The sequence below is a fragment of the Natronosalvus sp. KLKA75 genome (genome assembly GCF_059736265.1).
This window is the reverse complement of the sequence record NZ_CM185522.1, coordinates 806229-819807: the sequence shown is the minus strand read 5'-3', so window position 1 is coordinate 819807 and position 13579 is coordinate 806229. Positions and strand designations below refer to the sequence as shown.

Below are 13579 nucleotides of genomic sequence, written 5' to 3'. Positions count from 1 at the left end.
ACACAGATTCGAGGAGAAAGTCCACGACTTCAGTCGTGGGTGGATATCAAGAACTCATAACAGCTTCTCGAGCAACGACACCCGATACGTCTCGCCCTCGAGTTCTTCGACTACCTCGGCGGCGGGTTCGTACCCTCGACCCTCGTAAAAGTCGATTGCGCGCTCGTTTCTCGCGAACACTTCGAGGCGAATCCGGTCGTAGCCGACGTCCTCGAGCGCTCGTTCTCCGCGCTCACAGAGCGACGTTCCCAGCCCGCGCCCCCAGTGACTCGAGCGAACGTAGAGGCGAGCGAGGTGGCCGACGGCGGGTTCGTCCGGCCACTGGCCGACGTGGACGAAGCCGGCGAGTTCGTCGGTTCGATCCGCTTCGCCATCGTCGGATTCGGGGGCGACGAGCAGGTGGCTGTCCCTCGACTGGATCGACTCGTGCAGGCCCTCGAGGGCGTACCACTCGTCGGTCACCGTCTCGACGGTCTCGGGGCCGAGGAGGTCGTCGTACGCGGCGTGCCAGCTCTCGCGGGCGACGGCCCGGATCGCTCGGGCGTCTTCGAGGCGCGCGGGTCGGACGAAGTGAGTGGATCGGTGGCGGCTCGAGTCGGTCACGATGGCTTGTCAGAGGGCAAAGACGAAAAAGTGTGCGGCTAGTTACGTTCTGGGTGAAACTGATAGCGTTCTTCCGGTTTCAGGCATCGGTCGACGCCTGGAAGGGTGCTACTCGTGCGGGCCGTCAGACGCTCGAGCCGTCCGCCGCATACCGATACAACCAGAGCGTACACGCGAGCGCGACAACGGCCGCGGCGGTCGCGATCACGAATGCCATCCGGTACCCGGTCGCGGTGTAGACGCGAACGCCGGCCTCGAGTTCGCCCGTCCAGTAGGTGTCGAGAGCGACGCCCATCGCCGTCGGGAGCACGGCGGCCCCGAAGAAGGCTGCGCCGTTGATCACGCTGGTCGAGATGCCGCTCGCGCTCGCGTCGTGGCGGTCTTTCACCAGCGGATACCCGAGGACGAACGCGCCGAGCAGGATGCCCGCTACGAAGAAGACGAAGCCGACGATGGCGATCGGGGGCCGCCCCAGCGCGGCGACGAGACCGATCGAGGCCACGTAGAGGACGCCGCCGACGACCATCAACTCGACGCGGCGCTCGAGGCGGTCCGAGAGCCAGCCGATCGACGGCGGGCCGACGATCATGCCGACGCCGCCGGCGAGGGTGTAGAGCGAGGCATGGGTCACGGAGACGTCGTAGGTCTGGACGACGTACGGAACGCCCCACAGCCCGAACAGCGTCAGGTTGAGTCCGGAGGTACAGAAGAGCATCACGCTGGCGACCCAGGTGACGCGATCGGAGAGCACGGTTCGGACGTGGCGGATGACGGCGGCCGTCGAGAGCGTCGGCTGGCCGGGCACGCCCTCGATCGGGTCGAAGCCGGCCCGTTCGGGCGTGTCCCGAACGACCGCGTAGACGACGACGCTGAACGCGACGCCGAAGACCCCGAGCGCGCCGACGGTCGCCCGCCAGCCCGCCGATTCCGCGGCGATCGCGAGCGGCGTGGTCGCGAGGACGCCGCCGACGCCCGAAACCGCGAAGCTGAGGCCGCTGAGGGTGGCGAACTCGTCGGCCCGGAACCAGCTGGCACAGAACCGGAGGATGCAGACGAAGATCACGCTCGCCCCGAGGCCGACGAGTCCGCGGGCGACCAGCGCCCCCGCGTAGCTGGTGGCCAGCGCGAACCAGATCGCGCCGACGTTCATCACGAGCCCGCCCGCGGCTGCCGTCCGTCGGGGACCGATTCGGTCGGCCAGGATCCCCGTCGGCAACTGCATCAGCGCGTAGATCCAGAAGAAAATCGCGTGGAGCGTTCCGAGCTGGGCGCCCGTGGTCCGGAATCCGGCCATCAGCTCCTCGGCGAGGACGGCCGTCGAGAGCCGGTAGACGTTCACGAGCAAGAAGACGACGCCGAGGGTCCCCCAGAGGAACCACCGGCGAGTGAGCGGGTCGCGCCAGCCTCGCATGACTGTCTTCTCTCGACTCGAGTGACCTAACGATTCAGGTTCCGGAAGCGTTCATCGCGAACGGGGTTCGAGAGAGATTCGCGGCTCCACCGGCGCCCTCCGTCACCGTTGTTCCATTCGACCGCAGTCCTCGCGTTCGTCTCGAGCGGTCGTGTCCGTCTCACTCGAGCGATCCCCACGGATGCGCCATGGCACACCCCGCGACGTGACACACCACGAGAAGACCTTTCCACGACGCGCTCGACCACGCAGGTATGCACACCCTCGACGGGTACGACGCCGGCGGCCAGTTCCTCCGGCGGGCGCTCACCCTCTCGGCGCTCACCGGCGAGTCCGTTCGCCTCGAGGGCGTCCGCGGCGACCGGCCGAATCCGGGGCTGGCGAACCAGCACCTGGCCGTTCTGGAGGCGATGGCGGCGATTACCGACGCCGAGGTCTCGGGTGACGAACTCGAGGCCGAGACGGTCGAATTCGACCCTCATGCGAGATCGGGCAGCGACGGCGCAGTCGAAATTTCGGGCGGGGAATACGCCGTCGACGTCGGCACCGCCGGCAGCCTCACCCTCCTCTTCGACGCCGTCCTCCCCCTCGCCGCCCGCCTCGAGTCGCCGCTCATTCTGACCGCCACGGGTGGGACGGACGTCACCTGGTCGCCGCCCGTGGACTACCTGCGCTACGTCAAACTCCCACTCCTCCGTCGGTACGGCCTGCAGGCCGCCGTTGAGGTCGACCAGCGCGGCTTTTATCCCGCGGGCAGCGGCCGACTGCGGCTTCACCTCGCTCCCTCGCGGTTCGAACCGCTCGACCTCGAAAGCCGGGGCGACCTCGCGGGTGTGCGCGTCTACTCGACGGAAGCCGCCGCGCTGGCCGACGCCGACGTCGCGAAACGGCAGGCGGAGGGTGCCCTCGGGCGGTTGCGAGCACGAATCGGTGCAGGTGAGGCGAATTTCGAGATCCGCGAGCGTGTCGAGACGACGGCCGAGAGCGCCTGTCCAGGTTCGGTAATTGTGCTGGGCCTCGAGTTCGAGCACGAGTTCGCCGACGGCTCGCCGGAAACCGCATCGAGGCCCCGTCTCCGGGCCGGCTTCGGCGCCCTCGGCGAACCCGGCAAACCGGCCGAGCGCGTCGGGGAGGAAGCCGCCGACGCCGCCGTCGCCTTTCTCGAGGGAAACGGAAGCGTCGACGTCCATCTCGCCGATCAACTCCTCGACTTCCTCGTTCTCGGCGGCGGCCGCCTGCGGATTCCGGCCGTAACCGACCACGTCGAGACGAGCCTGCGACTGCTCGAGGCGTTTGGCTCCGACCTGGATCTCGACCTCGAGCCCGAGCACCGGAAGAACGACGGCGGGTCGACCGTCCTGGTCGCCGAGACGAGTCTCGAGTGAGAGTGAAAGTGAGAGAGTGAGATACCGCCACCAACGACACAACTTATAGCACGGCCCTCCGTTTTGCGACCTATGAGCCAGCGATTCACTATCACCACCGTCCGACCGAACCGGGAGGGAGACGCGTGAGCGACCTCGTCACCTTCGGCGAGACGATGCTCCGCCTCTCGCCACCCGGGCACGAACGCCTCGAGACCGCCAGCGAGTTCGAGGTTCGCGCGGCGGGCGCCGAGAGCAACGTGGCCGTCGCCGCCGAGCGACTCGGCGCCGTCTCGACCTGGACCTCGAAGCTCCCGGACTCCCCCCTGGGTCGGCGCGTCGTCGGCGAACTCCAGCAGTACGGCATCGACACCGACGTCGTCTGGAGCGACGAGGGCCGCCAGGGGACGTACTACCTCGAGCACGGAGGCAAGCCCCGCGGAACGAACGTCGTCTACGACCGATCGGACGCCGCAATCACGACCGCCGAACCCCAGGAGTTCGACATCGACCTCATCCGGGACGCTCGGGTCTTCTTCACCTCGGGCATCACCCCCGCGCTGTCGCCGACCCTCCGAGAGACCACGGCACAGCTCCTGAAAGCGGCGCGACAGAACGACACGACCACCGCCTTCGACCTCAACTACCGGCGAAAGCTCTGGTCGCCCGAGGAGGCGCGAGACACCCTGACGAAACTGTTCCCCGGAATCGACGTGCTCGTGATCGCGGCCCGCGACGCCCGTACCGTGCTCGGCTACGAGGGTGACCCCCGTCAGCTCGCCCACAAGCTCGGCTCCCAGTTCGACTTCCGAACCGTCGTCGTCACCCGGGGCGACCAAGGCGCGCTCGCCTGGCACGACAACGTCGTCCACGACCACGACGCCTACGAGACCGAGACGCACGACCCCATCGGCACCGGCGACGCCTTCACGGGCGCGTTCATCGCTCGCCGGCTCTCCGGCGATGACGTCGGTCGAGCGCTCGAGTACGCCGCCGCGACGGCCGCCCTCAAGCGGACGATTCCGGGCGACGCTGCCCTCCTCACAAAGGCGGAAGTCGACGCGGTCGTCGCCGACAGCGGCGAGTCGATCTCGCGCTGAACCCCCACCCCACCCTCTCCTCCCACTCTCCCGCCCAGACCAGTGAGCGTCGTGAATCGAGGGGCGAGCGTCGTGAACTATCCTCCTGGACGCACTCGGGTGGTTTCGGACCCCGTTCGATTGGACGGCTCTGTCAGAACCCCTTTTATGGTGCGGGCGAACTGATCAGATGAAATGAATCGAAATGCAATCGTAGCCGTCCTCCTTGCCGCGATGCTCGGCGTCAGTCTCGTCGCCGCGGCCGGGGCCGGTGCGAGTTCGGCCGGATCGAGCGCGACCACCCAGAGCGAAACGTACACAGGGAGCCACCTCGAGTTCGAGACGTCGGGGAGCGCCCTGACGGACTACGCCGTCGGCGGCGAGACCCTCTTTTCGTCGGTCGCCGTGGACTCCCGAAGTAACGCCGGCGTCGGCGGCAGCGGAGGCGCCGGTATCGACCTCGGGGCCGTCGTGAGCCTCGAGGGCGCCGGCCTCTCGGTGAGCGCCGAGTCCCAGACGAGTACGCGAATCGAATCCGAGAGCGGCGCGACGCTGTCGGCCCACGACAACGAACGCGGGATTCTTGTCGTCCGGGCCGGCGGCGACGCCCAGGTCGTCGAAGCCCAACTCGGCGAGAACGTCCAGGCCAGCGCCGAAGGCGACGGCGAGCGCGTCGTCGTCGAGGGCGACGACCGCAACGGCGTCTTCCTCGTGATCGGCGACGGCGACGTGACCGTCAACGAGGAGGGCAACGTCACGGCCAGCCTCGAGGGCGAGTCGACGCTCGTCTTCCGGTCCTACGGGGACGGCGAGCGCACGGACGAGACGAAGTCCCAGGAGCAACTCATCGCCGACGGCTCGGCCGCCGCCGAGGTCTACGTCGAGCAGCGAGACGACGAAACCGTCACCGACTCGGTCACCTACGCCGAGGATCTGACCCTCGAGGCCAAGCAGGAGAGCGAACGCCGCGTCGACGTCACCGTCGACCGCGCCATCGAGGAGGGAACGATCGTCATGACGACGGTCGAAGAGGAGACCGTCGGCACGCTTGAGGACCTCGAGGTTCGCGTCGACGGTGAGGCTGCCGTCCAGGCGTCCTCCCAGTCCGAACTCGAGAGCGCGATCGGCGGCGAGGAATCCGCGTACATGGTGAGCCAGCACGCCGAGGCGGAGACGAAAGCGACCGTCTTCGTCGCGTTCAACCACTTCTCGGAGCGAACCGCGTCGATCGACGGCTCGGGTGCCGACGAGGGCAGTAGCGACGAAGACGACTCGAGCGCCGAAAGCGACGGTCTCCCCGGATTCGGGGCTCTCGCCGCGCTGCTCGGACTCCTCGGGACGGGTGTCGTAGCCAGGCTTCGACGCTAGACTCGTCGTCACGTTCGTTCTCGAAACGCCTTCTCCTGTCGCCAGTGACTCGTCTACGCACGACCGCACCAACGCCTATTGGGGAAGCCACCGTTTCGCCGATATGGACAGTCTCCACGTCGCGATTGTCGGCGCCTACGGGAGTGCGGGCGTCGCCGCCGCCGACGAGTTGCTCGAGCGCGCCCGAGAATCGGAAACCGACCTCGAACTGACGCTGATCGACGACGGTGAACCGGGCGGCGGCCTCTGCATTCTCCGGGGTTGCATGCCCTCGAAGGACGTCCTCTCGGCCGCCCAGCACCGCTATCAGGCGCGACACGACGGTCGGCTCGAAGGCACACCAACAGTCGATCCGGAGGAGATCGTCGCCCAGAAGGACGAGCACGTCCACGGATTCGCTGAGCATCGACGGAATCACGTCCACGATCTCGCCGACCGCGACGGCGTCGAGTTCCTCCACGAGCGCGCCAGGTTCGTCGACGACCGCACGCTCGCCGTCGGCGACCGCACGATCGAACCCGACTACGTCGTGGTCGCGACTGGCTCGACGCTCAACGTTCCCGATACGCCCGGCATCGAGGACGTCGACTACTGCTCGAGCGCGGACGTGCTCGACGCGACGTCGTTCCCCGACTCGGGAATCGTGATGGGCTTTGGCTACATCGGCCTCGAACTCGCCCCCTATCTCAGCGAGGTCAGCGGCGTCGACCTCACCGTGATCGAACACGACAACCGACCGCTCGAGGAGTTCGAGGACGCCTACGGCGACACCATCCTCGACCTCTACCGGGAGCAGTTCGACGTCGAGATTCTGACGAACACCGACGAGGAGCGCCTCGAATCGACTGCAGACGGTGGCGTCCGACTCACGGTCGACCGCGACGGCACCGAGGAGGTCCTGGAGGCCGATCAGCTCTACGTCTTCACCGGCCGCCGCCCAAACGTCGACGGCCTCGGGCTCGAGCACACGACCCTGGAACCGGAGCAGGGCTGGGTCGCGCCGACGATGCAGGCCGCCGCCAACGAGCGCACGTTCGTCGTCGGAGACGCCAACGGCCGCGAGCCGATCCTCCACGTCGCCAAGGAACAGGGGTTCGCCGCCGGGGAGAACGTCCTGCGCCACGCTCGAGGCGACGACCTCGAGCCCTACGCGAACGTCCCCCACCACGTCATCTTCTCGGGCCTGGGCACCTACCCGGTGGCCCGCGTCGGCCACACACCTGATACCGTCGCGGATTCGTCGATGGACGCGATTGTGGTCTCGAGGGAGGCGTCCGACGACGGCGTCTTCAAGACCAAGAACCACCCGGAGGGCGTCGCGACGCTGGTCGTCAGCGCCCGTGACGGGACCGTGCTGGGGTACCAGGGACTGCACCTCCACGCGGACGTGATGGCCAAGACGATGCAGGTAATCGTCGAGATGGGCCTCGACGTGCGAGAGGTTCCGGACCGGGCGTACCATCCGACCACGCCCGAGATTCTGGACGGGTTGTTCCGAGAGGCAGCAGCAGAACTCGAGTAGGCGGTTTTCGGCTCGAAGGGGGACGAGGGGCGTCTCCACAGCATCTGTTGCGGCGAGGCTCCTCGAGCGACGGGAAGATTACCTATAGCACCATAGAGTGTATCACGTCCTACACCGACAACGAATCGAACTCACCGGCGGCGATCTCGGCAGCGATCGCGTCGCTCTCGAGGTCTCCGGGCACGACTGACGGATATTTCCGCCGGAAGTAGCCCACCAGATTCGTGAGGTCGCGATCCAGGAACTCGCGGGCGTGTTCGTGATCGGTCGGCACCGCCTGCGGCCAGTCGAAGATCGTCACCCCCTCTTCAGCGACGAACACGTTGTACTCGCTCATGTCCGCGTGGACGTACCCCTCCTCGTACGCACGCGAGAGTTCTCGCAAGAGTAACTCGAGCACCCCCAGCACCTGGTCGTCCTCGAACCGGGTTCGCGAGAGTTCCACCCCCGGCATCTTCTCCATCACGATGGCGTGTCGGTTCTGGCCGATCGGTTGGGGTACCGAGACGTCGGGATACAGCGTCTCGAGGGCGTCGAACTCGCGTTCAGCCGCTTTCCGGGCGGTGTAGAGCCAAGACACGTGCTGATTCTCCGAGGTGTAATCGCGCTCGCGGTTGACCTCCCGGAAGTTGGTATAGCCCTCCCGGTGGTACTTCAGGGCCAGCGGCTTGTAAGATTTGACTTCGTAGACGTCGCTCTCCTTGCCGACGCCCAGCGGGGCGCCGAACTCCGAAATCGTGTCTCGCTCGACGAGTGCACGAAGGGCGAGGGCGTCGTAGCCCTCGAACTGGAGGGTGTACCCCTCGTACTGGATCGTCTTCTTCTCTACTAGCCCGCGCTTGAGACAGCGCTCGAGGCGGTAGTCCACCTCTTCGGGGGTGAGTCCCGAGAAGTTCGACAACTTCTCGCGCTGGACCCACTCCGAGAAGCGCATTCCCTGCTCGATCCCCGAGAGGAGATAGAAGTCCTCGGACTCGAGTTCTGCCAACAGCTCGGCGACGTTCCGCACCATGGGCGCCGTAGCCGCCGTGGACGTAAAAGTGCTCACAACCGCTCGAGCGGCCCGGGCGCCACGTGATAAACTGTATGTAGCTGTATCAAATCCCGTTTTGCCCGGTGGTCATGGCTCGTCGAGTGGCTCGCGGCGGAGCGCCCTGGTCACCGGATCTCGGCGCTCGAGAGCCGGTGTGGACCGAGAAGACCATGGTTCAGCGAGTAGGAGCGGAAATTCGACCGAACGGCTGATCACCGGAATTCGTCGCGGGAGAGAGCTTCCGTTGCGGGAGAGAGGTTTCGTCGCGAGAGAAGAACTCTCGTCGCGAGAGCGGCGACGTCCGTTCAGCCCTGGTCGGCGTCGTCCGCCGTCGGGAGCGTAAAGGTGAAGGTCGTCCCAACGCCCGGTTCCGAGTCGGCCCGGATCGTCCCGCCGTGACGCTCGACAATTCGTCGGCAAAGCGCGAGCCCGATGCCCGTTCCCGCGTGTTCCTCCTGACTGTGGAGGCGCTGGAACACCTCGAAGATCCGGTCGGTGTCGTCGGGATCGATACCGATTCCCTCGTCTCGGACCGACACCTCCCAGACGTCATCGGCTCGCTCGGCAGTCACATGCACGCGGGGCGGTTCGTCGCCGCTGTACTCGATCGCGTTGCTCAGCAGGTTCTGGAACACCTGACGCAACTGGGTCGGATCTCCCTCGACGCGAGGGAGGGACTCTGCCGTGACGTCGGCCCCGCTCTCCTGGATCGGGAATCGGAGGTCGGCCTGTGCGTCCGAGAGCACCGTCTCGAGATCGACGGGTTCGAACGCGTTCCCCTGGGTTTCCACCCGGGAGTACTCGAGGAGTCCGTCGATCATCTCGCGCATGCGCTCGGCCCCGTCGACGGCGAATTCCAGGAATTCCTCGCCGTCTTCGTCGAGTGCTTCGCCGTACCGGCGCTCGATCAACTGAAGATAGCTCGAGACCATCCGCAGGGGCTCCTGGAGGTCGTGGCTGGCGGCGTAGGCGAACTGCTCGAGGCGCTCGTTCGAGGCCTCGAGTTTTCGCTCGTACGTTCGGCGCTCGGTGATGTCCTGGGACATCCCGAGGGCGGCGAAGACGCCCCCGCTCTCGTCGCGAATTGGGACCGTCTGGAGCTGGTAGACATGCTCGCCGAGTTCGATTTCGAACGAGCTGGACTCCCCCTCGAGCGCGGCCTCGTATCGCGGCACGAGTTCGTCCTCGAGCGGCGCGGGGAGGACGTCCTCGACCGGTGCTTCGAATCCAGACCCGATCGCGACGTCCGCCCCGTCGAGAGGCGTACCACCAATCGTCTGGTAGCGGAGGTGCTCGTCGACGAGCGCGACGGCGCCGTTCGGGAAGTGTTCGACGAGCGTGCGGTAGCGCCGTTCGGACTCCTCGAGCTGGCGCTCGCGCTCTTTCCGTTCGGTGACGTCCCGGAAGTAGACCGAAAGGCCCGTCTCCGACGGATAGACGTGTATGTCTAGCCACGCGTCTAGCGGGTCGGGGTAGTGGAACTCGAACGAGGTCGGTTCCTGCGTCTCCATCGCCTGCTCGTATTCCTCGCGGAGTTGCGTGTTCTCGACCCAGTCGAAGACCTCCCAGACGTGCTCGCCGACGAGCCCCCGATCCTCGAAGTCGATTAACTCCTCCGCGCGCTCGTTGACGTGCGTGAACCGCCACTCGTCGTCGAGCGCGTAGAACGCGTCGGTGATTCGACCGAGGATTTCGCTCAGTTCGGTCTCGAGTTCCGACTTCCGTCGTTCCAGCTGGTGTTCTCGATCCTTGAGGTCGGTGATGTCCTCGCCGGCGACGATGATTCGTTCGACGTTCCCATCGGGATCGAGCACCGGCGCGGCGTTCACGTGCAGGTGGATGCGATCGCCGTCAGGCATTTCGACGACGACTTCTTCGTTGCGGACCGGTTCACCGGTCGCTGCAGCGCGCGCGGACGGCGTTTCGGTCGAGTCGAGCGGGTTCCCATCAGGATCGTAGAGTCTCCACTGACCGGCGCCGTCGGGATCGTCGAGGAATTCCTGTTCGGAAACGTCGAGGGTTTCCTGGGCCCGCCGGTTCGTCATCACCGTCTCCCCGTCGGCGTTCCAGACGCCGATGGGGATCGGCACCGTCCGCAGGAGTTGCTCGGTCTGGTCGCGCTCGCGACGGAGTTGCTGTTCGCGTTCGTGCTGTTCGGTGACGTCCTCGACGGAGAAGACGACTCGGTCGTCGTCGCCGTCGTCGTCGTCGCCGTCGTCGTCGATCGGTGCGGCGTTGATCGAGACCCACCGCCGACCGCGTGCCGGCGAGTCGATCTGGCACTGGTAGCCAAAAACTGGCTCGCCGGTTTCGACAACCTGCATCAACGGCCAGTCCTCGAACGGGATCTGCTCGGCGGCGGCATCGTAGACGTCCCACGTCTCGCGGTCGTGGTCGTGGTCGGTGAACGACGACGCCTCGGCACCGAGCCAGTCCAGGACTCGCCTGTTCGCCCGGGTGAGGTCCCCGTCGGGCGTGCTCACGAGGATCCCAACTGGGACGGTCTCGAGCACCTGGGCGGTGAAGTCCCGTTCCCGGCGGAGTTGCTGTTCGTATTCCCGACGCTCGGTCATGTCGCGAGTGACCTTGGTGAATCCGCGAAGCGTCCCCTCGTCGTCGTGGAGCGCCGTTATGGTGACGTTGGCCCAGAAGAGGGAGCCGTCCTCGCGAACGCGCCAGCCCTCGTCCTCGACGCGGCCCGCGGCGGTCGCCCGCTCGAGATTTCGCTCGGGAACGCCGGCGGCAGTGTCGTCGTCGGTGTAGAACGTAGAGAAGTGCTCGCCGACGATGTCGGCTTCGTCGTAGCCCTTGATCCGTTCCGCCCCGTCGTTCCAGCTGACGACGGTGCCGTCGGGGTCGAGCATGAAGATGGCGTAATCCTCGACCGCGGTGACGAAGGCACTGAACTCCTCTCGATCCGTTCGCCTATCGGGACGCTCAGCGTCGCTCGAGCGCCACCAGACTCGAGTCGACTCGTCGATTCGCTTCGACCGGAGCGTGCCTCGTTCGACGAGTTCCGACAGGGTTAGACGGGCAGACTCCAGGGAGCACTCCAGCTCGTCGGCGACCTCGGCGGCCGAAATCGGCGTCGAGGGGTCCTCGAGTCGCGAAAACACGCGTTGGACGTCCGCTCGAGTGCAGTTCGGAGCCGAACCTGGCGATTCCATTACGCCAAGACCTAGAGCCAGATGTATAAACGTATAGTGGTCTAGCGACCGGACGAAACCGTTCGAGGTGACCCACCTGGGAGCGTTCGAGATCCAGCCGATCGGGCCGTCACTCGAGGGAGGTTTCATCGCCGTCGATCGGTCACTCGAGGGAAGCCCCGTCACAGTCGATCGGTCACTCGAGGGGAGTCCCGTCACAGTCGATCGGTCACTCGAGGGGAGTCCCGTCACCGTCGATCGCGTCGACGTCCGGCGCCGACTCCTCGCGGTGGGTTCCGGCGAAGAGCTTGCCGAGGCCGACGCAGCCGACGTAGATGGCAACGGCGACCAGCACGACGACGCCGCCGGCGGTCGCCTCGGCGTAGTACGCGACCCCGATGCCGACGACGACGGCGAGTTCGGCGAGGACGACCGACGTCAGTAACGCCTGCGAAAAGCTTCGTGCGACCTGCGAGGCGCCAGCGACGGGGACGACCAGCATCGCTGCCACGAGGATGACGCCCATGATCTGCATCGCGCCGACGACGACCAGCGCGGTGAGCATCACCATCACCCGATTGTACCAGCGCACGGGAATCCCCGCAACCTCGGCGGCCACCTCGTCGAAGGTGACGTACAGCAGTTGATTCCGGGTGAGCGCGACGGTGCCGACGACGACGGCGAACAGCACCAGCAGCAAGACCGCGTTTTCGGCTGACACTGTAGAGAGGTTCCCGAAGAGGTACTGGTCGATCGAGACGGTGAGCCCGCCCGCGTTGAGGCTGATGAGCACCGTCCCGAGGGCGAACCCCGTCGAGAGGACGATCGCCATCGAGACGTCGTTGTAGGCGTCGGTGTACTCCGAGATGAGTTCGATGAGCAACGCAGCGATCACCGCGACGACGATCGCCGTCAGGTACGGCGACACCGAGAACGACAGGGTCGCATTGATGAACAGCCCGACCGCGACGCCCGCAAACGCGGTGTGTGCGAGGGCGTCGCCGATGAGCGCGAGCTGGCGGTGAACCAGGAAGGTGCCGATGAGCGGGGCCATCACGCCGATGCAGAGCCCCACCAGGATCGCCCGGTGCATGAACGCGTACTCGGGGTGGATCAGCTCGAGCCCGGTCGCGTAGTACAGCTGGGACAGGAGCCAGTACCACGCCTCGAGCAGCCAGTACAGCGGCTCGAGGGCGACGTCGACGGGTCCCGATTGCAGCGGGTCGTGAGGGCTCGACCCAAGCAGGCCGACGATTGACCGGCTCATCGGCGGTCACCTACGATGGCCGCTGCCGCCCCGAACGCCCGGCCGAGCGCGTCGCTCTCGACGAACGCCTCCGCCGTCCCGTCGAAGTACACCTCGCGATTGAGACAGACGATCCGGTCGGCATGGGCGGTCACTGCGCCCAGATCGTGTTCGATCAGGAGGACGGTGATCCCCGAAGCGTTGAGCGACTCGAGCAGGTCGTAGAACGCCTCGACCGATTCGGCGTCGACGCCGACGGTCGGTTCGTCCAGGACGAGCAGGTCCGCCTCGCCCGCGAGCGCCCGCGCGATGAACGCCCGCTGGCGCTGGCCACCGGAGAGGTTCGTGATCCGCCGATCGGCGAACGCGTCCATGCCGACCGTCTCGAGGGCGCGGTCGACGATTGCCCAGTCCGCCTCGTCGAGTCGGCCGAAGCGAACGTGGGGAAACCGACCCATCTTCACGACCTCGCGAACCGTGATCGGCATCTCCGTCGAGGCACTCGCCCGCTGGGCGACGTAGCCGACTCGAGCGCCGTCGTCGAATCGGTGGGCGGGTTGGTCGAACAGCTGCGCGGCACCCCGGTCCGGTCGGAGCAATCCGAGCGCGAGTCGCATGAGCGTCGACTTTCCGGAGCCGTTCGGGCCCACAATGGCGACGTACTCACCGGGGTCGACACGAAGCGAGACGTCCTCGACGACCGGAGTGGACGTGTACCCGAAGTCGACCTCGGACAGTTCGATGACGGGCGTATTCGGGTCAGCGGAGTTCGTCTGCGCCTCCTGATTAGCTGTAGTTTGCATGTGT

General features: G+C 66.4%; 10 protein-coding genes. 4 read left to right on the top strand and 6 right to left on the bottom strand.

What is annotated here, in order from left to right; genetic code table 11:
• Window positions 1-54: 54 nt before the first annotated feature.
• Window positions 55-603: a GNAT family N-acetyltransferase gene (locus AC6I65_RS03960; protein WP_497902770.1), complete on the bottom strand. Its 549-nt coding sequence runs from the start codon at window positions 601-603 to the stop codon at window positions 55-57.
• A 124-nt stretch (window positions 604-727) separates the two neighbouring features.
• Window positions 728-2014 (bottom strand): MFS transporter, encoded by a 1287-nt coding sequence (locus AC6I65_RS03955; protein WP_497902769.1) that lies wholly within the window; start codon window positions 2012-2014, stop codon window positions 728-730.
• Between the two features lie 254 nt (window positions 2015-2268).
• Between AC6I65_RS03955 and rtcA the strand changes: the two genes are divergently transcribed.
• From rtcA to AC6I65_RS03935, 4 genes are all read left to right on the top strand, one after another.
• Entirely contained in the window at window positions 2269-3399 is a 1131-nt protein-coding gene (rtcA, locus tag AC6I65_RS03950; RefSeq protein ID WP_497902768.1) for an RNA 3'-terminal phosphate cyclase, read from the top strand.
• Window positions 3400-3524: 125 nt separating this feature from the next.
• Entirely contained in the window at window positions 3525-4478 is a 954-nt protein-coding gene (gene kdgK1 / locus AC6I65_RS03945) for a bifunctional 2-dehydro-3-deoxygluconokinase/2-dehydro-3-deoxygalactonokinase (protein WP_497902767.1), read from the top strand.
• A 174-nt stretch (window positions 4479-4652) separates the two neighbouring features.
• Window positions 4653-5825: a PGF-CTERM sorting domain-containing protein gene (locus AC6I65_RS03940; RefSeq protein ID WP_497902766.1), complete on the top strand. Its 1173-nt coding sequence runs from the start codon at window positions 4653-4655 to the stop codon at window positions 5823-5825.
• Between the two features lie 103 nt (window positions 5826-5928).
• Window positions 5929-7347, top strand: coding sequence for a dihydrolipoyl dehydrogenase family protein (locus AC6I65_RS03935; protein WP_497902765.1), 1419 nt, complete (start codon window positions 5929-5931; stop codon window positions 7345-7347).
• A gap of 109 nt (window positions 7348-7456) precedes the next feature.
• Here AC6I65_RS03935 and AC6I65_RS03930 read toward each other — a convergent pair whose 3' ends face one another.
• From AC6I65_RS03930 to AC6I65_RS03915, 4 genes are all read right to left on the bottom strand, one after another.
• Window positions 7457-8359, bottom strand: coding sequence for a serine/threonine-protein kinase RIO2 (locus AC6I65_RS03930; protein ID WP_497902764.1), 903 nt, complete (start codon window positions 8357-8359; stop codon window positions 7457-7459).
• Between the two features lie 326 nt (window positions 8360-8685).
• On the bottom strand, window positions 8686-11547 hold the full coding sequence (locus AC6I65_RS03925; protein WP_497902763.1) for a PAS domain-containing protein: 2862 nt from the start codon (window positions 11545-11547) through the stop codon (window positions 8686-8688).
• Between the two features lie 208 nt (window positions 11548-11755).
• A complete protein-coding gene (locus AC6I65_RS03920) occupies window positions 11756-12793 on the bottom strand; it encodes a metal ABC transporter permease (RefSeq protein WP_497902762.1) in 1038 nt (345 codons plus the stop codon).
• Window positions 12790-13575, bottom strand: a complete 786-nt coding sequence (locus tag AC6I65_RS03915; RefSeq protein WP_497902761.1) for a metal ABC transporter ATP-binding protein — start codon at window positions 13573-13575, stop codon at window positions 12790-12792. Before AC6I65_RS03915 ends, AC6I65_RS03920 begins: the two co-directional genes overlap by 4 nt.
• Window positions 13576-13579: the final 4 nt, after the last annotated feature.